This is a genomic window from Bradyrhizobium sp. BLXBL-03, from assembly GCF_051853015.1.
GTDB lineage: Bacteria > Pseudomonadota > Alphaproteobacteria > Rhizobiales > Xanthobacteraceae > Bradyrhizobium > Bradyrhizobium manausense.
On record NZ_CP182470.1, the window covers coordinates 4,298,292 to 4,320,068 of the forward strand.

A 21,777-nucleotide genomic window follows, 5' to 3' on the forward strand; every position below is an offset into this window, starting at 1 on the left:
CGGGGGCAGGGTTAATCGGCCCTATGAGCACGCGGGCTTTCATTACGGGCGTATCCGGGCCGGAACTGACCGCCGCTGAGCGGGCATTTGTCCGTGCCGAAGGCTCGTGGGACTTGATTCCCTTCAGGCATAGCTTTGAGATTTCGACTCAAGCCGCGGGCCGCACTAGGGAATTGAACGCGGGACAGCTGGTCGCGGCCGGACCCGCCGGTCACAGCATTCCCGTGGATGGCGCCGCCAAGCCGGTCCATCCAATGCCGAGTTCTGCGACAATGATTGCTCAGGTGATTCGCAGCGCAATCGGGTTCCAGGGTTTGTTAATGAGTAATGACGTGCCGATGAAGACGCTGGCGGGACGCATTGGCGACGCAGGTCGCGCCATGCAGGCGGCTGGCGCGCCGCGTCACAGCAACGACAATGCGCAACTGGACGCATTGACCGCAAACACGGCATCCGCATGACCGCAGAAATTCTATCGTTTGAAACCGGCCGGCCCGCAGAGCTCGCCGAGGGCGAGCCGGCGTTGGTGGTGGACGTCGAGGGCTATGAAGGCCCGCTCGATCTGCTGCTCGCACTGGCACGGCAGCAGAAGGTCGACCTCGCCAAGATCTCGATCCTGGCGCTGGCGGACCAGTACCTCCACTTCATCGAAGCCGCGCGAAAGATCCGCCTCGAGCTGGCCGCAGACTATCTGGTGATGGCGGCCTGGCTCGCCTTCCTGAAGTCGCGCCTGCTGCTGCCGGAACCGCCGAGCGCGGAAGGTCCGAGCGCCGAGCAAATGGCAACCGCGCTTGCCAACCGTCTGCGCCGTCTCGAAGCCATTCGCGAAGCCGCCAACCGGCTGATGAACCGGGCGCAATTGCTGCGTGACGTTTTCCCGCGCGGCGAGCCCGAGCAGATCGCCGAGATCAAGCATCCGAAATACACCGCGACGCTGTACGATTTGCTCACAGCCTACGCCTCGCAGCGTCAGTCGCGCGTGCTGGCGAGCGTGCATCTGGCCAAGCGCACGGTGTGGTCGCTCGCCGAGGCGCGGGCCACGCTGGAGCGGCTGGTCGGCAGCATCACCGAGCAGGACGATTGGGGCGTGCTCGACGATTTCCTGATCCGTCATGTCGCCGATCCGACGCAGCGCGCGACGGTGTTCGCCTCGAGCTTCGCCGCCGCGCTCGAGCTGGTGCGTGAGGGGCAGCTTGAGCTGAACCAGAAAGAGGCGTTTGCGCCCATCTATTTCCGAAAGGGGCGCGGGAAACCGATCGTGGACGCAACGTCTGCGCCCGATGCCCCGGTCGGTTAAGTGCAAGAAGGAGAAGCTGCCATGGCAAGCCTGGCTGAAGTGCGGGTAGAAGAGGCCGAGCCGATGGAGAATGGGCCCCAGGCACGCCCCGAAGAATTGCGGCTGCTGGAAGCGCTGCTGTTCGCCTCGAGTGAACCACTGGACACCGCGACCCTGGCCAAGCGGATGCCCGAGGGCGTCGACGTCAAGGCTGCGCTGGAGCAGCTCCAGGCGGACTATGCCTCGCGCGGCGTCAACCTCGTGCGGGTCGCCAACAAATGGACCTTCCGTACCGCCGGCGATCTCGCCTGGTTGATGACGCGCGAGAGCACCGAGACCAAGCGCCTGTCGCGTGCCGCGATCGAGGTGTTGGCGATCATCGCCTATCACCAACCGGTGACGCGCGCCGAGATCGAAGAGATCCGCGGAGTGGTCACTTCCAAGGGAACGCTCGATGTGCTGCTGGAGACCGGCTGGATCAAGCCGCGCGGCCGCCGCAAGACGCCCGGCCGTCCGCTGACCTTCGGAACCACCGAGGACTTCCTGTCGCAGTTCACCCTGGAACAGCTCGGCGACCTGCCGGGTCTGGAGGAGCTAAAGGGCACAGGCCTCTTGGATTCGCGCCTGCCGACCGGATTCAGCGTGCCGACGCCGTCGGATGATCCGGCGCTGCGTGAGGACGAGGATCCCTTGGAACCGGGCGAGGAACTCGATCTGTCCCTGGCGCCGGCGGTCGAGCCGGAGACGCCACCGGAAGGTGGCAATGAGGGCGATGAGGGGGGTGGCGAGGAGTGATCCTCCGGCCTTCTAGGGGCTCCTGCGACAGGTTAACACTAGCAAGATTACGTAGCGCCAACAGCGAATTGGCGCTGCCTTGGTCCTTGTTTTTGGCCCTTGCGAAGCCTACGTTCCGGTCAAGATCGGCCGGGTCCCGGCCATGCGCGTTTGGAGGGTTGCAGGATGGGTTCACTTAGCATTTGGCACTGGATCTTGGTGATCGCAGTGGTCCTGCTGCTGTTTGGCCGTGGCAAGATTTCGGATCTGATGGGCGACGTGGCGCAGGGCATCAAGGCCTTCAAGAAGGGCATGCAGGACGACGACAAGCCCGCCGAGAAGCAGGAGCCCTCGAAGTCCATCGAGCACAATGCCGCTCCGACCGCGGCGCGATCCGACGTTGGCAGCAAGGCCGTCTGAGCCAGGAGCACGCGAGACGCGGGAAGCGGACCCGATCCTGCGCGTGAGGGATTGGGCCGATCGTCATTTCGCGTGAACGGAAGACGTCATGTTCGACATCGGCTGGAGTGAGCTGGTTCTGATCGGGGTCGTGGCCCTGGTCGCCATTGGCCCGAAAGAGCTGCCGGGCGTTTTGCGCATGGTCGGCCAATGGATGGGCAAGGCGCGCAAGATGGCCGCCGAATTCCAGGGCCAGTTCCAGGAGGCGATGCGCGAGGCCGAGATGGCCGACCTCAAGAAGAGCTTTGACGAGGTCAAGGAAGCCGCCTCCGGCTTCACCGGCGGCGGTCTGATGACCTCGCTGCAGAAGGACGTCAGCGACGCGCTGCGCGTCGATGCGCTCGACAAGCCGGCTGAGACGCCGACGACCGCTGCTGTCGAACCACCAGCGGCTTCAAGTGAAGCGCCGGCGACGCCGACGACGCCGGAAGCTCCAACGCCTGAAACCTTCGTGGAAGCGGAAGCACATTCCGCTGCGAATGAGCCGCTCGCCGTCACCCAGGAGGTGGAGCAGACACCGGTTGCGCAGGACACCGCACCCGAAGCAATCAAGGACGTCAAAGCGTCATGAGCGACGCCGATATCGAGGCCAGCAAAGCTCCGCTGATGGACCACCTGATCGAGCTGCGGTCGCGGCTGATCAAGGCGCTGCTCGGCTTCGGCGTGGCCTTCATTTTCTGTTTCTTCTTCGCCAAGCAGATCTACAACGTGCTGGTCTGGCCGTTCGTTTGGGTCGCGGGCGCGGAGAACTCGAAGTTCATCTATACGGCGCTGCTGGAATATTTCATCACCCAGCTCAAGCTCGCGCTGTTCGGCGCCGGCTTCATCTCGTTCCCGATAGTTGCGACGCAGATCTACAAGTTCGTCGCGCCGGGCCTCTACAAGCACGAGAAGCAGGCCTTCCTGCCTTATCTGGTCGCGACCCCGTTCTTCTTCGTGCTGGGCGCGATGCTGGTCTATTTCGTCGTGCTGCCGATGCTGGTGCGCTTCTCGCTCGGCATGCAGCAGATGGGGGGCGCCGAGACCGCGCAGATCCAGCTGTTGCCCAAGGTCGGCGAATATCTGTCGCTGATGATGTCGCTGATCTTCGCCTTCGGCATTGCCTTCCAGCTTCCGGTGATCCTGACGCTGCTCGGACGGATCGGCATCATCACCTCGAAAATGCTGCGCGAGAAGCGGCGCTATTTCATCGTGCTGGCTTTCATCATCGCGGCGGTGCTGACGCCGCCTGATATCCTCAGCCAGTGCTCGCTGGCGATTCCGCTGCTCGCGCTCTACGAGGGCTCGATCATCTCGGTGTCGATGGTGGAGAAGAAGGCGGCCGCCTCGCAGGCCACCACGGGCACTAACGCGTCGTCGGACGCGAATCCGGCGGAGTAGGGGGCCACACCCTCCGCCGTCAGGCCCCGCCGAGTGCGCAATTGCGCACGGGGGCGGGGCATCCACTACGCCGCGGCCTATCGAGGAATCCTCGCCCTCTCTGGAATACTGGATCGCCCGCTTTCGCGGGCGATGACAGCTGTGCTAGGGGAGGCGCGCTGACGTACAGCGTTTGCCGTTGTAGGTTTACGCGCTGATACAGGACCGCCGCCATGCACGACATCAAATCGATCCGCGATAATCCGCAAGCCTTCGACGCCGGCCTCGCCCGGCGGGGTCTGAAGCCGTTGTCGGCGTCGCTGCTTGCGATCGACGAGAGGCGGCGGGCGGCGATCCTGGCCTCGGAGCAGGCGCAGGCGCGGCGCAATGCTGCGTCCAAGGAAATCGGCGACGCCAAGAAAGCCAAGGACGAGGCGCGCGCGGCCAAGCTGATGGCCGAGGTTGCAGAGCTCAAGACCACGATGCCGGAGCTCGAGGCCGCCGCGAAGGCTCTCGACGAGGAGCTCACCAAAGAGCTGTCCGCGATTCCGAACATTCCATTCGACGAAGTGCCCGATGGCATGGATGAGCACGGCAACGTCCAACACCACGTGTTCGGCGCCAAGCGCAACTACGGCTTCGCGCCGAAGCTGCATGACGATCTCGGCACCGCCCTCGGCTACATGGATTTCGAGGCGGCGGCAAAACTCTCCGGCGCGCGCTTCGTCGTGCTGAAGAAGGGGCTCGCGCGTCTCGAACGCGCGATCGGCCAGTTCATGCTCGACCTGCACACCATCGAGCATGGTTACACCGAGATCAATCCACCGTTGCTCGTGCGCAACGAGGTGATGTTCGGTACCGGGCAGTTGCCGAAATTCGAGGACGATCAGTTCTGGGCGATCAAGGGCGAGCTGCTGGCGGAACCCGATCATGAACGGCTGAAGACCGAGCGCCTTGGCCTCATCCCGACCGCCGAGGTCTCGCTCACCAACCTCGCGCGCGAGTCCATTCTCGACGAGAAGCAACTGCCGATGCGCCTCACCGCGCTGACGCCGTGCTTCCGCGCCGAGGCGGGCGCGGCCGGGCGCGACACCCGCGGTATGATCCGCCAGCATCAGTTCACCAAGGTCGAGCTGGTCTCGATCACCACGCCCGAGACCAGCAAGGACGAGCTGGAGCGGATGCTGTCCTGCGCCGAGCAGGTGCTGCAGAAGCTCGACCTGCATTATCGCGTGATGACGCTCTGTGCAGGAGACATGGGTTTTTCGTCGCAAAAAACCTATGACATCGAAGTGTGGATGCCCGGGCAGGGCGAGGGCGGCATGTTCCGCGAAATCTCCAGCTGCTCGGTCTGCGGTGATTTCCAGGCGCGCCGCATGGATGCGCGCTCGCGCGGTCCGGACGGCAAGCCGCGCTTCGTGCACACGCTGAACGGCTCCGGCACCGCTGTTGGCCGCGCGCTGATTGCCGTGATGGAGACCTATCAGCAGGAGGACGGTTCAATCGCGGTCCCCAGCGTACTCCAGCCCTATATGGGCGGGTTGAAGGTGGTTGCACGCGAATAAAGTGTGATTGCCCGCACGCAATGGCAGAAACGTTTGGTTGCGAAGTTCGGGCCGCCGGCTATCCTGCCGGTGACCTGCGAATGCGAAACTACCGTCCATGGCCTTGCACCGCGATATCTTCTGGATCGGCCGACAATGGGCGGTGACGGGTGCCGGCATCCAGGCCGTCGACCAGCGCTTGCGTGGCGTGCTGGACATCGACATCGCGCGGCTTTGGGACGACGCGCTCATTCAGGATCGCAGAGCGAAGGCCGGCGTCAATGTCGTGGATTTTGACAAGGCGCTGACGGTGGCGCGGGGGCGCTATCCGCAGATGCCGGTGGCGGAGCCGCTCGTCGCGCAACTCAAGGCGCTTGGCGTCATTGAAACAACGCCCGCCGCGAGTCCGGCCCTGCCGGCAATGCAACTGCGTGCGGAGGGCAGGCTGGCGCGCTTCCTGCCGCAATGGCGGGTCCGCCGTTAGAACGGACCGGGCAATTGCTGCGCTGCGGCGATGAGCATGAATCACGGGTCAGGACTGCGCCGAAGCCGGTTTGCCTGACGTGTGATAGCCGGATAAGACGGCCTGACCCCAGCTCAGGAATCGACCCCCGGCATGCGCATTCTCTGCACCAATGACGACGGCATCCACGCTCCCGGCCTCAAGGTCGTGGAGGAGATCGCACGCGCGCTGTCCGACGATGTCTGGGTGGTGGCGCCCGAGCTCGACCAGTCCGGCGTGTCGCATTCGCTGTCGCTGAACGATCCCCTGCGCCTGCGCGAGGTCGGCGAGCGGCACTTTGCCGTGCGCGGCACCCCGACCGACTGCGTCATCATGGGCGCGCGCCATATCCTCGGCGCCAAGCTGCCCGACGTCGTGCTCTCCGGCGTCAACAAGGGGCGCAACGTTGCCGAGGACGTGGTCTATTCCGGCACCATCGCCGGCGCGCTCGAAGGCACTATTCTGGGTATCCCGTCGTTCGCGCTGTCGCAGGAATTCAGCGTCGAGACGCGCGAGCGGCCGCCGTGGGACACCGCGCGCAAATTCGGGCCCGACATCCTGCGCAAGGTGATCAAGGCCGGAATCCCCAAGGACACCGTCATCAACGTCAACTTCCCGTCATGCGCGCCGGAAGAGGTGCTCGGCATTCGCGTGACGCGGCAGGGCAAGCGCAATCTCGGCTTTCTCAGGATCGACGAGCGCAGGGACGGGCGCAACAATCCCTATTTCTGGATTGGCTTCGAACGTACAGCGATGATGGATACGCCGGCCGAAGGGACCGATCTCGCGGCGCTGCGGGAACGATACGTTTCGGTCACCCCACTCAGGCTCGACCGCACCAATGAAGCGTTTTCCGAAGAGCTGAGCGCGACGCTGAAGTAGGGTTAGCCGGCGCGAAGCGCGGCTTCGATGGTCTTGCCGAGCGCATCGAGCTGAAACGGCTTCTGAAGCGCGGGCCGGTCGCGATATTGCTCCGGCAGGCCGGATGAGCCGTAGCCGGTGGCGAAGATGAACGGGCAGCCCTTGGCCTTGATGACGTCGGCGACCGGCGAGATCACCTTGCCGTTGACGTTGACGTCGAGGATGGCGATGTCGAACTCGGTCGCCTGGGCGAGCCGCATCGCCTCGGCGATGTCGCCTGCTTCGGCCGCGATCTTGTAGCCGAGCTCTTCCAGCATATCCGCAACCATCATTCGGATCATGACCTCGTCCTCGACGAGAAATACAGAGCGGCCCGAGAGCCCTGTCGCGGTCATTGTCGTTGAGTCCTTGCCCATTCCCGAAAACGTTCGCAGATAACACGAATCGACGCAATGCGCGTTTCGCCTAACCGGCACTTGAAAATGGCCGTGGTGGCTGTCGGCTCCAGGCCAATTTATGGCCAAATCCTAAGCGCAAAGGGTTATCATGGGTTCCCCAGCAGGAACAAGATTCTGGCTCTGGACATTGGCGCGGAAACCATCGATCCGGGACCGGATGAGACGACACGAGCAGCGATGACCTCCAATCAGCCCCCGCCGGAAAAAATGATGTTCCAGCTCACGCTGAGACGTCGCGGCATCAGCGATCAGACCGTATTGCGGACCATGGAGGAGGTGCCGCGCGAGCTCTTCGTCGAGGCCTCCGATCGCGAGGGCGCCTACCGTGACAGCGCGCTCCCGATTGCCTGCGGGCAGACCATCAGCCAGCCCTTTGTCGTCGCCTACATGACCGAGCAGCTTCAGCTCCAGAAGAGCCATCGCGTGCTCGAGATCGGCGCCGGCTCCGGCTACCAGGCCGCGGTGCTGTCGAAGCTGGCGCGTGAGGTCCTCACCGTTGAGCGATATCGAAAGCTCGCGGACGCCGCACGCGCCAGGCTCGAAAAGCTCGGCTGTCACAATGTCGAGGTGATGCTCGGCGACGGCTTGAACCTTCCGCCGAACATCGGTCCGTTCGACCGCATCATCGTCACCGCCGCGGTGGAGCAGATTCCGGAGAACCTGGTCGAGCGGCTCGAGGTCGGCGGCATCCTGATCGCGCCGGTCGGCCCGCATCAGGGCGTGCAGACGCTGACGCGGCTCACCCGCAGCGAGGCCGGGATCGAACGCAGGGAACTCGTTGAGGTGCGTTTCGTGCCGGCGCTGCCTGGCGTGGCGCGGGAGCTGTAAAACTCCGGATCGGCAGTGCATCCAACATCTTATTGGGAGGGTTAAGCCGTTATTTACTCGGCGCGTGTTTACTTAAAAAAACCAGTTCTGTTGCGTACGAGTGAGTAACCATGTCTGTTGTCGCCGAGTTGCTTTACTCGCGCCGCGTACCGCAGGTCGCGGTGCTGGCGCTGATTTCCTTGAGTTTCGCAGGGTGCAGTGCCGACATGTCGTCGCGGCTGTCCCAGTCGAACTTCTCAAATCCCTTCTCGTCCGAGCAGACCGGTTCGGTGCAGCAGGCGCCGCCGGCGCAGCGCGAGCTGCCGCAATATGCGCGGCCGCAGACCCAGCCGGGCTCTTATCAGTCCCAGGCGCTGCCGCCGCCGGCAGTCGCTGCGCCGCAATCCTATCCGGTTGCGGCGGGTGGGGGCGTCTCTGGAGGCGGGCGGGGCCTCGGCTCCTACACGCCGCCGGCTCAGCCGCGTCTCGAAGCCACCGGCACGGTGCCGCAACGCTCCGTCGTGGCCGCACAGCCGGCTGGCGGGACCAAGATCATCGTCGGGACCAGCGACACGCTCGATGTGCTCGCCAAACGCTATCACGTGACGCCGCAGGCGATTCTTGCCGCCAACGGCTACAAGGGGCCGCGCGCACTTTCGCCAGGCCAGCAGCTCGTTATCCCGCATCCGGGTGCTGTGGCGGCTGCGCCGGCGCCCGTTACAACTCCGGTTGCCGCGGCGCCCGCGATGGCGTCGAAGCCGGTTGCGGCCGTCGCCGCGCCGCCCAGCTTACACTTCGTCAATCACGGCGACACGCTCGCCAGCATCGCGCGCAAGAATCATATCTCCGCGGCCGAGCTTGCTCGCGCCAATGGTCTCGAGCCGTCGGCGAAGCTCAAGCTCGGCACCAAGCTGACCGTGCCGGGCGCCAAGACCGCGGCCGTTACCGCTCCGCTTGCTCCGGCGCCGGTTGCCGCGGTTCCCGTGGCGGCCGCGTTGCAGCCGGTTGCGGCCGCACCAGTGCCTGCCACCAAGATGGCCGCTGTCGCCCAACCGGTGCAGAGCGCGCGTCTGGCGCAGGCCACCACCAATATCGAAGAGAAGCCGGCAGCCGAGGCGCCCGCAAAGGCGGCCGAGACCACCAGCTCGCTGCCGACCTTCCGCTGGCCGGTGCGCGGCAAGGTGATCACGAGCTACGGCGCCAAGACCAACGGCAAGTCCAATGACGGCATCAATGTCGCGGTGCCCGAGGGTACGCCGGTCAAGGCGGCTGAAGACGGCGTCGTCGCCTATTCCGGCAACGAGCTGAAAGGTTACGGCAATCTGGTCCTGGTTCGGCACTCCAACGGCTACGTGACCGCCTATGCCCATGCGAGTGAGCTGCTGGTGAAGCGTGGCGATACCATCAAGCGCGGCCAGGTCATTGCCAAGTCGGGTCAATCAGGGGAGGTGGCGTCGCCGCAACTCCACTTCGAGATCCGCAAGGGATCGAGCCCGGTTGACCCGCTTCAGTTCCTCAACGGGGCATAAGGCTAGGGCTCCAGTTCGGCGCACGCCATCACCACAAAGCACGCCGTCATCGCCCGGCTTCGACCGGGCGATCCAGTATTCCAGAGACAGGTGTTATTGAGCCGATAAGGCGCGGCGTACTGGATTCCCCGCTTTCGCGGGGAATCCAGTTGCGGTTTGGGTTATAGCTTCGGCTACAGCTATTTCGCCGCCAGCTTGACACCGAGCCGGCCCGCCAGCTCCTGCACGAACTGCCAGGCGACGCGGCCCGAGCGCGAGCCGCGCGTGGTCGACCATTCCAGCGCTTCGCGCTCCAGCGCCTCGTCGTCGACCTTGATGCCGAAATGGCTGCAATAGCCGCGCACCATGGCAAGGTATTCGTCCTGGCTGCAGCGGTGGAAGCCGAGCCAGAGGCCGAAGCGATCCGACAGCGAAACCTTTTCCTCGACCGCTTCGCCGGGATTGATCGCGGTCGAACGCTCGTTCTCGATCATGTCGCGCGCCAGCAGATGGCGGCGGTTCGAGGTGGCGTAGAGGATGACGTTCTCGGGCCGCCCCTCGATGCCGCCTTCGAGCACGGCCTTGAGCGATTTGTAGGACGCATCATTGCCGTCGAAGGAGAGGTCGTCGATGAATACGATGAAGTTGAAGTCAGCGTCGCGAAGCTTCTCCATCAGCGTCGGCAGCGTTTCGATATCCTCGCGATGGATCTCGATCAGCTTGAGTCTGTCGGCGGGCTTGCGGTCCGCGTTGATGCTGGCATGGGCCGCCTTCACCAGCGACGACTTGCCCATGCCGCGCGCGCCCCAGAGCAGGGCGTTGTTGGCAGGCAGGCCGTTGGCGAAGCGCTCGGTGTTCTCGATCAGGATGTCGCGCATCCGGTCGACGCCCTTGAGCAGGAACAGCTCGACCCGGCTGACCCGCGGCACCGCCGCCAGGCGGCCGTCGGGGTGCCAGACATAGGCGTCCGCCTTCTCGAACGACTCGCGCTCGATCGCCGGCTTGCCCTGGGCGGCGAGGTGGGCCGCAATGGTCTCCAGCGCGCGCGCGATGCGTTCCTGGGAGAGCTCAGGGGAGGCCTGAGGGGCAGCCTTTGAGACCGCATTGGGGCGTTTTGCCGCGACCAGGGCGGGCTTCAAAGCAGGGGCACGGGGGCCTTTGCCGGCCGGGCTTTTACTTGGTTTTTTGGGCATGTCCGAAGTTCCTGAGAATGCAGCCTTATCGGGCCTGACGGCGCGCCGCAAGGTGGCCAAATCGCCGGTCTGGCAGCGTTGCAATTGGGGCGGTGGTCGCTATAGTCCGCGCGAATTTGACCGAGCCGGTCGCCGTCAAGGCCTGACCGGCTTCCCCCGTTTCCACGAGGATCGTCCGAATGCTGATTACCCCTGCGTATGCCCAGGCCGCGGGCGCTGGCGACACCAACAGCATGTTGATGTCGCTGCTGCCGTTCGCCCTGATCTTCGTGATCATGTACTTCCTGATTCTGCGTCCGCAGCAGAAGAAGGTGAAGGACCACGCCGAGCTCGTGAAGAATATCCGCCGCGGCGACACCGTCGTGACCTCGGGCGGCCTCGTCGGCAAGGTCACCAAGGTGGTCGACGACGACCAGATCGAGTTCGAAATTTCCGACGGTGTGCGCGTGCGCCAGATGCGCTCGATGATCTCGGGCGTGCGCGCCAAGGGCGAGCCGGCCAAGGACAGCGCGAAGGAAAGCGCCAAGGACGACGCCGGGGCGAAGTGAGCGCTTTCCTGCAGGCATCTCAATTCTCCTGATCTGACAGGTCCAGTCGATGTTGTATTTCACGCGGTGGAAGGCGCTCGGGATCATCCTGACAGCGCTGATCGTGTGCCTCTTTGCGGTCCCGAACTTCTTCCCCGAAGCGCGGGTCAAGACCTGGCCCGCCTGGGCGCAGCGGCGCCTGGTGCTGGGTCTCGACTTGCAGGGCGGCTCCTCTCTGCAGCTCGAGGTCGATTCCAACTATGTGAAGAAGGAAAAGCTCGACCAGATTCGCGACGACGTCCGTCGCGTTCTGCGCGAGGCCAAGATCGTTTACACCGGTCTCGTCACGAAGGGCGATGCCGTCGAGGTGCGCGTCAAGGACGCGGATGTCCAGACGACACTCGCCAAGTTGCGCGACCTTGCGCAGCCGATCGGCGGCCTCATGGGGTCGAGCGGCCAGCGCGACATTGAAGTCGCCGACGCCGGTGGCGGTTTGATCCGCCTCAGCATTCCGGAGCCGGCGATGATCGACCGTTTGCGCAAGACCATCGAGCAGTCGATCCAGATCGTCGAGAAGCGCGTCAACGAGCTCGGCACCGTCGAGCCCATCATCCAGCGTCAGGGTAACGACCGCATCCTGGTGCAGGTGCCGGGTTTGCAGGATCCCACCCATTTGAAGGAACTGCTGGGCAAGACGGCGAAGATGGAATTCCGCATGGTCGACCCCTCGGTGCCGCTGGACCAGGCCCAGCAGGGCGGGTTGCCGCCTGACACCGAGTTCCTGCCCGCCGCCACGCCGCCGCCGCCCGGCTACGTGGTCAAGAAGCAGGTGCTGGTTGCGGGCGGCGATTTGACCGACGCCCAGGCGACCTTCGACCAGCGCACCAATGAGCCGGTCGTCAGCTTCAAGTTCAATACCTCGGGCGCGCGCAAGTTCGCGCAGGCGACTCAGGAGAATGTCGGACTGCCTTTCGCGATCATCCTCGACAACAAGGTGATCTCTGCGCCGGTCATTCGCGAGCCGATCACCGGTGGTCAGGGCCAGATCTCCGGCAGTTTCACCGTGCAGTCGGCGAATGATCTCGCGATCCTCTTGCGCGCGGGCGCGCTACCGGCGCCGCTGACCGTCGTGGAAGAGCGCACGGTCGGTCCGGGCCTCGGCCAGGACTCGATCGAGAAGGGCGAGCTTGCGGCCTATGTCGGATCGATCATGGTCGTCGTGTTCATGCTGTTGACGTACCGGCTGTTCGGCGTGTTCGCCAACATCGCCGTCTGTATCAACGTCGCGATGATCTTCGGCCTGTTGTCGCTGCTGAGCGCCACGCTGACCCTGCCCGGCATTGCCGGCATCGTGCTCACCGTCGGCATCGCGGTCGACTCCAACGTGCTGATCTATGAGCGCATCCGCGAGGAGCTGCGCGGCGGGAGGAGCCCGATCTCGGCGATCGACGCAGGCTTCAAGCGGGCGCTCGCGACCATTCTCGATTCCAACATCACGACCTTCATTGCCGCAGCCGTGCTGTTCATGATCGGCACCGGACCGGTGCGCGGCTTCGCTGTAACGCTCGGCATCGGCATCATCACCACTGTGTTCACCGCCTTCACCATGACCCGTCTGATCGTGGCTTGGTGGGTGCAGTGGAAGCGGCCGAAGACCGTGCCGATTTGATCATTCGAGGCCGGCTGTGACCACTACTCAAATCGTTCTCATCTCTCTCGGCGTCCTGATTGCCGTGCTGACCGTGGTCAGCGTGCTCGGCCTCCTACCGTCGCTGCGCATCGTGCCAGACGATACGCATTTCGACTTCACCCAGTTCCGCCGCATCTCGTTCCCGATCTCGGCGACGCTCTCGATCATCGCCATTGTGCTGTTCTTCACCCATGGGCTGAACTTCGGCATCGACTTCAGGGGCGGCACCTTGATGGAAGTGCGGGCCAAGTCGGGCACCGCAGACCTTGCGCAGATGCGCACGACCCTTGGCAGCCTGGGCCTTGGCGAAGTCCAGCTGCAGCAATTCGGCGGCGCCGCCGACGTGCTGCTTCGCGTTGCCGAGCAGCCGGGCGGCGACAAGGCGCAGCAGGAAGCCGTGGACAAGGTTCGCGGCGCCCTCGGCGACTCCGTGGAATATCGCCGCGTCGAGGTGGTGGGTCCGCGCGTCTCCGGTGAGCTGCTGGGTTGGGGCATGGCCGGCCTGATGCTGGCGATCATTGCCATCCTGGTCTATCTCTGGTTCCGCTTCGAATGGCAGTTCGCGCTCGGCGCCATGATCGCCAACGTGCACGATATCGTGCTGACGATCGGCTTCATGTCGATCAGCCAGGTCGATTTCGACCTGACCAGCATCGCGGCGCTTCTGACCATTCTGGGCTATTCGCTCAACGACACCGTCGTCATCTATGACCGCATCCGTGAAATGCTGCGGCGTTACAAGAAGATGCCGATGCCGCAGCTGCTGAACGAGTCCATCAATTCGACGCTGTCGCGCTCGATCATCACCCACTTGACGGTAACGCTGGCATTGCTGGCGCTGCTGCTGTTCGGCGGTCACGCCATCCACAGCTTCACGGCCGTGATGATGTTCGGCGTGGTGCTGGTCGGCACCTACACCTCGATCTTCATCGCCGCGCCGATCCTGATCTATCTCGGCGTCGGCGAGCACCGCGAAGATGCGAGAGAAGAGGCTGCGCCGGCGAAGAAAAACAAGGCATGATCCGAACCGCATGCCCTCGCATGGGTTTGCGAGGGTAGTCAGCTCATTCGGACGAAGCTCATGGCCGGCGATCCCAACGCTCCCCATTTCCCGCGCTCGGCGCCGATCGAGGCCTATGGCAAGGGCGGCTTCGCCTTTGGCGGCATGTCGCACCGAGGCTCGCTGCTGTGCCTGCCCGATGCGATCTGGGCCTGGGACGTCACCGATCCCACCAAGATCGACCGCTATTCGCTGGATCGGGTTTTTACGGCCGCCAACGGCATCGACACGCTGCTGGTTGGTACGGGAACCGGGCTCTGGCTGCCGCCGCCGGAGCTGCGCCAGGCGCTGAAGGCGGTGAGGGTTGTCCTGGACACCATGCAGACCGGCCCCGCCGTGCGCACCTACAACATCATGATCGGCGAACGGCGCCGCGTCGCGGCCGCGCTGATAGCGGTGCCATGAGCAGCGCCGCGACGCCGCCCGACACCGCGACCTACTGCGCCGACCTCGTGCGCGGCCACGACTTTCCCCGCTACGTCGCGGCGCTGTTCGCACCGGCCGCCGAGCGCCGCGCGCTGCTTGCCCTCTACGCCTTCAATGTCGAGATCGTCCGCGTTCGCGACCAAGTGAGCCAGCCTTTGCCCGGCGAGATCCGCTTCCAATGGTGGACCGATCTGTTCTCCGGCCTGGTCCACGGCAGCGCCGAGGGCAATCCGGTGGCGGCCGAGCTGCTCCGCGCCATCCGCGATTTCGACCTGCCGGTCGGGCCGCTGTCATTGCTGGTCGATGAGCATCAGTTCGATCTCTACAACGATCCGATGCCGACCATGACGGCGCTCGAAGGGTATCTGGCTGCGACCTCTTCGGCCCTTTTCACGCTTGCGGCGCGGATCATGGGCGACGCTTCGGACGCGGCCGAGCATGTGGCCCGGCACGCCGGACTGGCACAGGGCATCGCCCAGGTGATCGCGAACCTGCCCCGGGACGCCTCCCATCGGCAATTGTTCCTGCCGCAGCAACTCCTGACCAGCCATGCCTGCTCCACCGAGGATGTGTTCGCGGGCAGGCAGACGCCCAATCTCCAAGCCGCGCTGGACCAGCTTATCGGCGATGCGCGGCAGCATCTGGGGACAGCGTCGTCCCTGCTGGCGCAGCTGCCGCCCTCGACGCGGGCCGCCTTCCTGCCGCTGAGCCAGGCGCGGTCAGATCTCGATCGCCTGGCGCGGCCAGGGCGTAATTCCTTCGCTGCGCAGCCGGTCTCGCGGTTGCGCACGCTATGGACGCTGTGGCGGGCTTCACGATCCCGGGAATTTACCAAATAGAAGCTGGCTTATCGCCGCAGCCGGCCAAATGCACTATGCTGTCCTATGGCCGAATTGTCCCAATCCGCATCTCCCGATCTGAGCGGCTTTCCGGTTTCGCCGGCTGACATTCACGCCGCTGCCGAGATCATCCGCGGCGCCGTCGTCGAGACGCCCTGCAGCTACAGCCGAACGCTGAGCAATATCTGCGGCTGTGACCTCTGGCTCAAATTCGAGAACCTCCAGTTCACGTCGTCGTTCAAGGAGCGTGGTGCGCTGAACCGGCTCAACGCGCTGACGCCGGACGAGCGTGTGCGGGGGGTCATTGCCATGTCCGCGGGCAATCACGCGCAGGGCGTTGCCTATCACGCCAGGCGGCTCGGCATTCCCGCCACCATCGTGATGCCGGTGGGCACGCCGATGGTGAAGGTCGAAAACACCAGGCATCACGGCGCCGAGGTCGTCGTGACGGGCGCGACGCTGGAAGAGGCGGCTGCGTTTGCGCGCAGCCATGGCGAAGCCCGCGGCATGATCTTCGTTCACCCCTACGATGATCCGCTGGTGATTGCGGGGCAGGGCACGGTCGGGCTGGAAATACTCAGGGCGGTGCCGGAACTCGACACGCTGGTCGTGCCGATCGGCGGTGGCGGCCTGATCAGCGGCATCGCCATTGCGGCGAAATCGCTAAAGCCGTCGCTGCGGATTCTCGGCGTCGAGGCCTGGCTCTATCCCTCGATGTACAACGCCATCCATGGTGGCAATCTGCCGGCGCGCGGCGATACGCTCGCCGAAGGCATCGCGGTCAAATCGCCGGGCAGGATCACCACCGAGATCGTCCGCGGCCTCGTCGACGACATCGCGCTCGTCAACGAAGCCGAGCTCGAGCGCGCGGTCGCAACCTTGATCTCAATCGAGAAGACGGTCGTCGAGGGTGCGGGCGCTGCCGGCCTCGCGGCGATCATGTCGGATCCTACGCGCTTTGCCGGTGAGAAGGTTGGCCTGGTCCTGAGTGGCGGCAACATCGACACCAGGCTGATCGCTTCCGTGCTGACGCGCGAGCTTGCCCGCGAGGGGCGGCTGACGCAGCTTTCGCTCGACATCCCCGACAGACCCGGCCAGCTGGCCGCGGTCGCGGCGCTGCTGGCTGAGGCCGGTGCCAACATCATCGAGGTCTCGCATCAGCGGACCTTCTCGGACCTCCCCGCCAAGGCAACGCTGTTGCAGCTCGTCATCGAGACACGCGACAGCGCCCATCTCGACGAGGTCATGGCCAAGCTCGGCGCATCCGGATTGAGCGCCCGCTGCACCTGAAGCGGGTTTGACAATTACTCCGGCAGCCCCGCGGCCCGCAGGGCCTCACCAAGCGATGCCGCCAGGGCCGGTGCGCAATTGACGCCCTGGAATTGGCGGCCATAGCGGAAGGTCGGGTGCAATTCCAACACCCGGGCCGCGGCGGCTCTCGCTTCCTGCAATCGCCCGAGCTTTGCAAGCGCCGCCGCCAGTTGCACATGGGTAATGCTGTGACGCGGGTTAGCCTGAACCGCGCGGTAGGCCGCGCGACAGGCCTCTTCATACCGACCGCGATGGAAATGCCCCATCGCCTGTGCGTCAAAGGCTGCGAAGGCCCAGGAATCAAACGGGCTGAGCCGCATGCCGCGCTCGCTCCAATCGATCGCGCGGTCGGCATCACCACCCCAGCCGAGCATCACGCTACCGAGGATGTAAGTCAGCGCCGATGACGGGCTGATCGCGAGCGCGGCATCGAGTGCGGTGAATGCCGCCGCGCGATCGTGCCCGTCCATGCCGATTGAAAAGCCTGCCAGCGTAAGGGCAAGGGCGTCATCCTGCCCGTGGGCGATGGCCGATCGCGCATGCTTGATCGAGGCGGCGCGGCTTCCCTCCTGCAAACCAGCGCGGAGGAACAGGCAATGGTGGCACATCGCAGCGTTACCGTGCGCCAGCGCATAGGAGGGCTGGAGCATGATTGCGCGCTCGAGCAGGACGAGCGCCTGCGTGACTTGCTCCGGCATGCCGGAATCGACATCCGGCTGAGCCCGCAGGACGAGATCATAGGCATCGAGACTGTCGGGCCGTTTGCGTTTGACCCGGTTGATTTCGGCGCGGCGAAGGCTCGGCGCGATGGCGCCGACGACGGACATGGCGATGTCGTCCTGAAGCGCGAAAATATCATCGGAGTGGCGGTCATAGCGTTCGGCCCACACATGCATGCCGGTTGACGCATCGATCAGCTGTCCAGTGATACGCACATTGCCCCCGGTTTTCCGGATGCTGCCTTCCAGCACGTAGCGAACGCCAAGCTCGCGACCGATCTGTTTCACATCGACCGCTCGGCCCTTGTATGTGAACGTGGAATTTCGCGCGATCACGAACAGCCAGTTGATGCGGGACAGGCCGGTGATGATGTCGTCGACCATTCCGTCGGCAAAATAGTCCTGCTCCGTATCGCCGCTCAGGTCCGCAAACGGCAATACCGCGATCGATGGCCTCTCAGGCAAGGTCAGCGATGGTGCGGTTGTTCGGTCGGAGGCCGACGACGTCACCGCCGGACCGACATAGCGATAGCCGCGCCGTGGCAGGGTCTCGATCCATTGCGATTCTCCGCAGCCGTCTGCCAGCGTGCGCCGGACCGCCGCCATCTGGACGGTCAGGTTGCTGTCTTCAACGGCCTGGCCGGGCCATGCCGCCTCGATCAAAGCGTCTTTCGATACCGGCATGCCGGCTCGCTGCACCAGCAAGGCCAAAAGCTGCACTGCGCGCTGGCCGAGCGGGGTTGGCTCGGCCCCGCGGAACAGTATCCCCGCTTCGGCGTCGAGGCGGAAGGGACCAAATTCATGTATCGCGGCCATCGCCAAAGAAGGGCACATTTCGCAGGTTTTTTGCAACGATTTCCGCGCTGCTTCGCTACTTCCCGGAACTGGCGGACCATGATGGCGCCGTTATCGCGCAATTGGCGCCCAGCCATGGAGGAGTACATGAACGCAAAGCCACTCGTCCGCCGGCCCGGCGAAACGACGGGAGTAATGCTGCGCGGTCAGCCGATGGCCTTTCTGGTGACGGGAGAGGACAGCCGCCACACCAGCATGTTCGATTGGACGATACCGGCCGGGTTCGCCACGGGCCGGCACGTTCATCGCGTGCAGGAAGAGACCTTCTACATGCTTGAAGGCGAGTGCGAATGGCACGTCGCCGACGAGGTCGTCCGGGCCACGCCGGGAACGTACCTGTTCATTCCTCCAGGCGTTCCCCACAACATTACCAATGTCAGCGACAAGCCCGCGCGCGTGCTCATGACCGTGTCTCCGCCGGGGCATGAGCATTACTTCGAGGAATTGGCCAAGCTCACCGCCAGCGGAACGCCGGACGCGAAGGCCATCAGCGAGTTGCGCGCTCGCTTCGACACCGACCAGTTGTCGGCACTGACGACGAGAGCCTAGGTCTGCGCCGCTGGTCTGGTGTCACACTAGCGTGGTGCTAGACCCGCCATGTGAGCGACCAACCGATCGATCTCGGCTTCCGTGTTGTAGTAATGCGGAGAAGCGCGCACGACGACCGGCAGCGCGCGGACTTCCGCGTCGATCCGGGTGCTCCACGGATCTGAGGCACCGATGGTGATACCGGCTGCGGCGGCGCTGCTGACGATCGCGTCCGCCTCGCAGCCCTCCATCGTGAAGCTGACGATGGCGCCCGGTGCGCGGCCGAGATCGCGAATGGTGATACCGTCGATGGCGGCGAGGCCGCTGCGAAGGCGGTCTGCCAGCAAGCGGCAGCGTCGCTCGATCGGGCCGATGCCGATCGCAAGGGCGTAGTCGACGGCCGCACCAAGCCCGAGCCGCGCTGCGTAATTGTTCTCCCAGGTCTCGAACCGGCGCGCATCGTCGCGGAGCTGATAGCGGTTTCGGGAGACCCAGGGCGCCGCAAAATGGTCGATCATCGGCGGCTCAAGCTGCTGCAGCAGCTCGCGGCGAACATAGAGAAAGCCTGTGCCGCGCGGGCCGCGCAGGAATTTGCGGCCTGTGGCTGACAGCATGTCGCAGCCGATCGCTGCGACGTCGACCTGCATCTGGCCCACCGCCTGACAGGCGTCGAGCAGATAGGGAATGCCATGTGTCCGCGCGATTCTGCCGATCGCTGCGGCCGGATTGATCAGCCCGCCATTGGTCGGAACCCAGGTGATGGCGATGAGTTTTACGCGGCCGTCGATCATGCGTTCGAGCGCGTGAACATCGAGCTCGCCATTGGCATCGCTCGGCACGATGTCGATGACCGCGCCGGTGCGTTTGGCGACCTGGAGAAAGGCGACATAGTTGGCGGCGTATTCGGCCTCGGCGGTCAGGATCCGGTCGCCGGCGCGAAATTGCAGCGCATAGAACGCCATCTGCCAGGCGACGGTCGCGTTCTCCATCAGCGCGATCTCGTCCCGTGCCGCGTTCAGCAAGCGTGCCACGGAACCGTAGACCGCATCGAGCCGGCCAGACTCGCGGTCGGCGGCGGCGTAACCTCCGATCTCGCTCTCGAGGTCGATATGCTGCTTCATCGCCGCGACGACGGTGGTGGGCATGAGAGCCGCGCCGGCGTTGTGCAGATAGGTGAGCCGGGAGGCGGCCGGAGTGTCGGCCCGGATTCGGTCGATGTCGATCAACGGGCCTCTCCCTCTCGCAGGTTCCATGGGATGGATTAGACGCCCCTGGCAAGGCAAGCAAGACTGCGTGCCGGCGAACGGCCGGGCCGGCTTCCTCTCAGATACAGAGGCCGAGCAGCTTGACGTGGCAGTTGGTGACTTTGGGCTTGCTGGTGGGGGTGACCTCGCGCTTCACGGCCACAAGCGGCTCGATATCCTTCTTGCCTTTGCCCTTGCTCGGCTTCGGCTCGTAATCGCCGGCGATCACCATGGCCCAATAAGTGCGCTTGCCGCTGGCATTTTTTGCGCTCGCGATGCCGACGCGGGTGGCGTTGTGGAGCAGCAGGTTCTTGCGGTGGCCGGAGGAATCGATCCACTGTCCCAGCGTCTTCTCGAAACTGTCGTAGCCATAGGCGATGTTCTCGGCGGCGCGTCCTGCGCCCGACGGCGCGACGCGCTTATTGAACGGACCGAGGGCGTCATGGCTGAGATCGTCCTTCGCCGCCATTGCGCGCGCCTGATCCATGGCAATGCGGTCCAGCGTTGTGTCGCGTACGACGCGGCCCTCTCCGTGCTTCGCCCGGAAGCCGGAGATCTGTTCGGCCGGGGATTCGGCCGCCGTGACCGGCGTGGCGGCCAGCAGCACCAGCCCTGCAAGCAGCAGGGCAGCGCGGCGCCTTATCGTCCCCCAGCGAGTCATTGGTCCCCAAATCGGTGCAATCCCCGGCTTCTCCACCGGCATTGTGGACGCTTCAAGGCGCCCCGCCTCGCGCAGTCTAACCGGTCGGCAGGTCCGCCTCGAAGTTGAAGCGATCGCGCAGGTTCTTGCGCTGCTCCAGGATGTCCTTGAGGAAGGCGCGATCCTGGTCGTTCCTCATCATCGGCTCGATCAGGTCGAGCTGGTTCATCGCGACCAGTTGCAGGATCTCGGTGCGTGGCCTGCCACCGGCATCGCGCGGCAATGCATGCACGACCTGGATATGCTCAGGGGGCTTTGGGCCCCTGGCAGCCGTGAGCTCGTTGCGGAGCTGGCCCTCGAGCGCGGCCTGATCGGCTTCGACGAAGGCATAAAGCCCGACGCCGGAACGGCGGTCGGCAAAAGCGACGATGGCGGTGTCGCGCACGGCGGGGTTCTTGCGGATCAGCTCCGCGATGACAGGCGCATCGTTGACGAGCCGGCGGCCGCCACCCTCACGATCGGTGAAGTTGAACAGGCCGCGGGTGATGGCGCGATAGACCTTCTTGCCGGTTGCAAGCCAGAGGCTCGCGGCGAACGATTTCTTCGCCAGCACCTTCCGCTCGCGCGGCGTCAGCGCCTCCGGCGCATAGGAACGCTTATGCTTGAGCAGATGACGGAGGTCTTCGTAGGCGAGGATGCGGTAGAGCCGGCCGCGTCGCTTGAAGCACGCCGCAAGCTGGAAGTCGGTCACATAGGCGCGGCCATCGCGGCCGACCAGCCAGTTCTGTTCCTTGGCGAGATCATTGTGGCAGATGCCGGCACGGCGCAATCGGCGCAGCACGTCCTTCGCCGAGCGGAAATAGGCGAGATCGCCATGAGGCTTTGCCAGATGCAGCGCGACGCCGTCAACGAAGCCGCGCACTAGCGCACGACGTCCCGCCCACAGCAGCTCGGGTCCGACATGAAGGCCCTTTGCGAGCGCCAGCGCGTGCTTCTCGCGTGCGAACAGATGGCGCGCCAGCGGAAACGACCACCAGGGCACCTCATCGAGCCGGCGCAGCACGGCGTCGACCTCGCCACTGTCGCTGCGGAAACGGCCGCGCTCGACGATCGAGAACACGTCGCGCTTGAGCAGCACGCCCTCGGTCCAGCGCGCCGACAGCACCGCGGCGTCGTCTTTCGGAAGACTCATCGAAA

Annotated in this window: 24 protein-coding genes; 18 read left to right on the top strand and 6 right to left on the bottom strand. The window is 64.7% G+C overall.

What is annotated here, in order from left to right:
- Positions 1 to 23 precede the first annotated feature (23 nt).
- From ACNJX9_RS20690 to surE, 9 genes are all read left to right on the top strand, one after another.
- Positions 24 to 461, top strand: a complete 438-nt coding sequence (locus tag ACNJX9_RS20690; protein ID WP_439403985.1) for a hypothetical protein — start codon at positions 24 to 26, stop codon at positions 459 to 461.
- On the top strand, positions 458 to 1,297 hold the full coding sequence (locus ACNJX9_RS20695) for a segregation and condensation protein A (RefSeq protein ID WP_057755785.1): 840 nt from the start codon (positions 458 to 460) through the stop codon (positions 1,295 to 1,297). Before ACNJX9_RS20690 ends, ACNJX9_RS20695 begins: the two co-directional genes overlap by 4 nt.
- Positions 1,298 to 1,318: 21 nt before the next feature.
- Positions 1,319 to 2,071, top strand: coding sequence for an SMC-Scp complex subunit ScpB (scpB, locus tag ACNJX9_RS20700; RefSeq protein ID WP_439403986.1), 753 nt, complete (start codon positions 1,319 to 1,321; stop codon positions 2,069 to 2,071).
- 165 nt (positions 2,072 to 2,236) lie between these two features.
- Positions 2,237 to 2,470: a twin-arginine translocase TatA/TatE family subunit gene (locus ACNJX9_RS20705; protein ID WP_027529733.1), complete on the top strand. Its 234-nt coding sequence runs from the start codon at positions 2,237 to 2,239 to the stop codon at positions 2,468 to 2,470.
- 88 nt (positions 2,471 to 2,558) lie between these two features.
- The gene (tatB, locus tag ACNJX9_RS20710; RefSeq protein ID WP_439403987.1) at positions 2,559 to 3,080 is read left to right on the top strand and encodes a Sec-independent protein translocase protein TatB; all 522 of its coding nucleotides are present in this window, start codon (positions 2,559 to 2,561) and stop codon (positions 3,078 to 3,080) included.
- Complete coding sequence (gene tatC, locus ACNJX9_RS20715) at positions 3,077 to 3,889, top strand: twin-arginine translocase subunit TatC (RefSeq protein ID WP_057755777.1); 813 nt, start codon at positions 3,077 to 3,079, stop codon at positions 3,887 to 3,889. Before tatB ends, tatC begins: the two co-directional genes overlap by 4 nt.
- Before the next feature lie 212 nt (positions 3,890 to 4,101).
- Complete coding sequence (gene serS, locus ACNJX9_RS20720; protein ID WP_439403988.1) at positions 4,102 to 5,433, top strand: serine--tRNA ligase; 1,332 nt, start codon at positions 4,102 to 4,104, stop codon at positions 5,431 to 5,433.
- A 97-nt stretch (positions 5,434 to 5,530) separates the two neighbouring features.
- A complete protein-coding gene (locus ACNJX9_RS20725; RefSeq protein ID WP_057755774.1) occupies positions 5,531 to 5,896 on the top strand; it encodes a hypothetical protein in 366 nt (121 codons plus the stop codon).
- A 132-nt stretch (positions 5,897 to 6,028) separates the two neighbouring features.
- The gene (gene surE / locus ACNJX9_RS20730; RefSeq protein ID WP_439403989.1) at positions 6,029 to 6,796 is read left to right on the top strand and encodes a 5'/3'-nucleotidase SurE; all 768 of its coding nucleotides are present in this window, start codon (positions 6,029 to 6,031) and stop codon (positions 6,794 to 6,796) included.
- Positions 6,797 to 6,798: 2 nt separating this feature from the next.
- On the opposite strand, the gene ACNJX9_RS20735 is transcribed toward surE, so the two are convergent.
- Positions 6,799 to 7,170: a response regulator gene (locus ACNJX9_RS20735; protein WP_057756714.1), complete on the bottom strand. Its 372-nt coding sequence runs from the start codon at positions 7,168 to 7,170 to the stop codon at positions 6,799 to 6,801.
- A gap of 240 nt (positions 7,171 to 7,410) precedes the next feature.
- Between ACNJX9_RS20735 and ACNJX9_RS20740 the strand changes: the two genes are divergently transcribed.
- Positions 7,411 to 8,061, top strand: a complete 651-nt coding sequence (locus tag ACNJX9_RS20740) for a protein-L-isoaspartate(D-aspartate) O-methyltransferase (RefSeq protein ID WP_439403990.1) — start codon at positions 7,411 to 7,413, stop codon at positions 8,059 to 8,061.
- Between the two features lie 110 nt (positions 8,062 to 8,171).
- A complete protein-coding gene (locus tag ACNJX9_RS20745; protein WP_439403991.1) occupies positions 8,172 to 9,569 on the top strand; it encodes a peptidoglycan DD-metalloendopeptidase family protein in 1,398 nt (465 codons plus the stop codon).
- A gap of 179 nt (positions 9,570 to 9,748) precedes the next feature.
- Here the strand turns inward: ACNJX9_RS20745 and ACNJX9_RS20750 are convergent, their stop codons facing one another.
- Positions 9,749 to 10,741 carry an ATP-binding protein gene (locus ACNJX9_RS20750; protein WP_439403992.1) on the bottom strand — a complete coding sequence of 331 codons (993 nt, stop codon included), beginning with the start codon at positions 10,739 to 10,741 and terminating at the stop codon, positions 9,749 to 9,751.
- A gap of 179 nt (positions 10,742 to 10,920) precedes the next feature.
- Between ACNJX9_RS20750 and yajC the strand changes: the two genes are divergently transcribed.
- Genes yajC through ACNJX9_RS20780 form a run of 6 tightly spaced genes read left to right on the top strand, consistent with a single transcriptional unit; the run spans position 10,921 to position 16,573 of the window.
- Positions 10,921 to 11,289, top strand: a complete 369-nt coding sequence (yajC, locus tag ACNJX9_RS20755; RefSeq protein WP_057755761.1) for a preprotein translocase subunit YajC — start codon at positions 10,921 to 10,923, stop codon at positions 11,287 to 11,289.
- A 49-nt stretch (positions 11,290 to 11,338) separates the two neighbouring features.
- Positions 11,339 to 12,937: a protein translocase subunit SecD gene (gene secD / locus ACNJX9_RS20760; protein WP_057755760.1), complete on the top strand. Its 1,599-nt coding sequence runs from the start codon at positions 11,339 to 11,341 to the stop codon at positions 12,935 to 12,937.
- A gap of 16 nt (positions 12,938 to 12,953) precedes the next feature.
- Positions 12,954 to 13,979: a protein translocase subunit SecF gene (gene secF, locus ACNJX9_RS20765; RefSeq protein WP_439403993.1), complete on the top strand. Its 1,026-nt coding sequence runs from the start codon at positions 12,954 to 12,956 to the stop codon at positions 13,977 to 13,979.
- 60 nt (positions 13,980 to 14,039) lie between these two features.
- Positions 14,040 to 14,423, top strand: coding sequence for an Mth938-like domain-containing protein (locus tag ACNJX9_RS20770; RefSeq protein ID WP_439403994.1), 384 nt, complete (start codon positions 14,040 to 14,042; stop codon positions 14,421 to 14,423).
- Positions 14,420 to 15,283 carry a phytoene/squalene synthase family protein gene (locus ACNJX9_RS20775; protein ID WP_439403995.1) on the top strand — a complete coding sequence of 288 codons (864 nt, stop codon included), beginning with the start codon at positions 14,420 to 14,422 and terminating at the stop codon, positions 15,281 to 15,283. The genes ACNJX9_RS20770 and ACNJX9_RS20775 overlap by 4 nt, the downstream gene beginning before the upstream one ends.
- A 45-nt stretch (positions 15,284 to 15,328) precedes the next feature.
- Positions 15,329 to 16,573, top strand: coding sequence for a threonine ammonia-lyase (locus ACNJX9_RS20780; protein WP_439403996.1), 1,245 nt, complete (start codon positions 15,329 to 15,331; stop codon positions 16,571 to 16,573).
- 14 nt (positions 16,574 to 16,587) lie between these two features.
- Here ACNJX9_RS20780 and ACNJX9_RS20785 read toward each other — a convergent pair whose 3' ends face one another.
- Positions 16,588 to 18,129: a winged helix-turn-helix domain-containing tetratricopeptide repeat protein gene (locus ACNJX9_RS20785; RefSeq protein WP_439410093.1), complete on the bottom strand. Its 1,542-nt coding sequence runs from the start codon at positions 18,127 to 18,129 to the stop codon at positions 16,588 to 16,590.
- Between the two features lie 126 nt (positions 18,130 to 18,255).
- Between ACNJX9_RS20785 and ACNJX9_RS20790 the strand changes: the two genes are divergently transcribed.
- The gene (locus tag ACNJX9_RS20790) at positions 18,256 to 18,717 is read left to right on the top strand and encodes a cupin domain-containing protein (protein WP_057756710.1); all 462 of its coding nucleotides are present in this window, start codon (positions 18,256 to 18,258) and stop codon (positions 18,715 to 18,717) included.
- A 26-nt stretch (positions 18,718 to 18,743) separates the two neighbouring features.
- On the opposite strand, the gene ACNJX9_RS20795 is transcribed toward ACNJX9_RS20790, so the two are convergent.
- The 3 genes from ACNJX9_RS20795 to ACNJX9_RS20805 all read right to left on the bottom strand — a co-directional run bounded on the left by ACNJX9_RS20795 (position 18,744) and on the right by ACNJX9_RS20805 (position 21,772).
- Entirely contained in the window at positions 18,744 to 19,922 is a 1,179-nt protein-coding gene (locus ACNJX9_RS20795; RefSeq protein WP_057755747.1) for an aminotransferase class V-fold PLP-dependent enzyme, read from the bottom strand.
- 97 nt (positions 19,923 to 20,019) lie between these two features.
- Positions 20,020 to 20,601, bottom strand: coding sequence for a CAP domain-containing protein (locus ACNJX9_RS20800; protein ID WP_439403997.1), 582 nt, complete (start codon positions 20,599 to 20,601; stop codon positions 20,020 to 20,022).
- A gap of 76 nt (positions 20,602 to 20,677) precedes the next feature.
- Positions 20,678 to 21,772 carry a serine/threonine protein kinase gene (locus ACNJX9_RS20805; protein WP_439403998.1) on the bottom strand — a complete coding sequence of 365 codons (1,095 nt, stop codon included), beginning with the start codon at positions 21,770 to 21,772 and terminating at the stop codon, positions 20,678 to 20,680.
- Between the last annotated feature and the right edge of the window lie 5 nt (positions 21,773 to 21,777).

Excerpts from the sequence above, each read along its gene's own strand:
- ACNJX9_RS20690 (WP_439403985.1), top strand. The coding sequence starts at position 24 with ATGAGCACGCGGGCTTTCATTACGGGCGTATCCGGGCCGGAACTGACC.
- ACNJX9_RS20695 (WP_057755785.1), top strand. The coding sequence starts at position 458 with ATGACCGCAGAAATTCTATCGTTTGAAACCGGCCGGCCCGCAGAGCTC.
- scpB (WP_439403986.1), top strand. The coding sequence starts at position 1,319 with ATGGCAAGCCTGGCTGAAGTGCGGGTAGAAGAGGCCGAGCCGATGGAG.
- ACNJX9_RS20705 (WP_027529733.1), top strand. The coding sequence starts at position 2,237 with ATGGGTTCACTTAGCATTTGGCACTGGATCTTGGTGATCGCAGTGGTC.
- tatB (WP_439403987.1), top strand. The coding sequence starts at position 2,559 with ATGTTCGACATCGGCTGGAGTGAGCTGGTTCTGATCGGGGTCGTGGCC.
- tatC (WP_057755777.1), top strand. The coding sequence starts at position 3,077 with ATGAGCGACGCCGATATCGAGGCCAGCAAAGCTCCGCTGATGGACCAC.
- serS (WP_439403988.1), top strand. The coding sequence starts at position 4,102 with ATGCACGACATCAAATCGATCCGCGATAATCCGCAAGCCTTCGACGCC.
- ACNJX9_RS20725 (WP_057755774.1), top strand. The coding sequence starts at position 5,531 with ATGGCCTTGCACCGCGATATCTTCTGGATCGGCCGACAATGGGCGGTG.
- surE (WP_439403989.1), top strand. The coding sequence starts at position 6,029 with ATGCGCATTCTCTGCACCAATGACGACGGCATCCACGCTCCCGGCCTC.
- ACNJX9_RS20735 (WP_057756714.1), bottom strand. The coding sequence starts at position 7,170 with ATGACCGCGACAGGGCTCTCGGGCCGCTCTGTATTTCTCGTCGAGGAC.
- ACNJX9_RS20740 (WP_439403990.1), top strand. The coding sequence starts at position 7,411 with ATGACCTCCAATCAGCCCCCGCCGGAAAAAATGATGTTCCAGCTCACG.
- ACNJX9_RS20745 (WP_439403991.1), top strand. The coding sequence starts at position 8,172 with ATGTCTGTTGTCGCCGAGTTGCTTTACTCGCGCCGCGTACCGCAGGTC.
- ACNJX9_RS20750 (WP_439403992.1), bottom strand. The coding sequence starts at position 10,741 with ATGCCCAAAAAACCAAGTAAAAGCCCGGCCGGCAAAGGCCCCCGTGCC.
- yajC (WP_057755761.1), top strand. The coding sequence starts at position 10,921 with ATGCTGATTACCCCTGCGTATGCCCAGGCCGCGGGCGCTGGCGACACC.
- secD (WP_057755760.1), top strand. The coding sequence starts at position 11,339 with ATGTTGTATTTCACGCGGTGGAAGGCGCTCGGGATCATCCTGACAGCG.
- ACNJX9_RS20770 (WP_439403994.1), top strand. The coding sequence starts at position 14,040 with ATGGCCGGCGATCCCAACGCTCCCCATTTCCCGCGCTCGGCGCCGATC.
- ACNJX9_RS20775 (WP_439403995.1), top strand. The coding sequence starts at position 14,420 with ATGAGCAGCGCCGCGACGCCGCCCGACACCGCGACCTACTGCGCCGAC.
- ACNJX9_RS20780 (WP_439403996.1), top strand. The coding sequence starts at position 15,329 with ATGGCCGAATTGTCCCAATCCGCATCTCCCGATCTGAGCGGCTTTCCG.
- ACNJX9_RS20785 (WP_439410093.1), bottom strand. The coding sequence starts at position 18,129 with ATGGCCGCGATACATGAATTTGGTCCCTTCCGCCTCGACGCCGAAGCG.
- ACNJX9_RS20790 (WP_057756710.1), top strand. The coding sequence starts at position 18,256 with ATGAACGCAAAGCCACTCGTCCGCCGGCCCGGCGAAACGACGGGAGTA.
- ACNJX9_RS20800 (WP_439403997.1), bottom strand. The coding sequence starts at position 20,601 with ATGACTCGCTGGGGGACGATAAGGCGCCGCGCTGCCCTGCTGCTTGCA.
- ACNJX9_RS20805 (WP_439403998.1), bottom strand. The coding sequence starts at position 21,772 with ATGAGTCTTCCGAAAGACGACGCCGCGGTGCTGTCGGCGCGCTGGACC.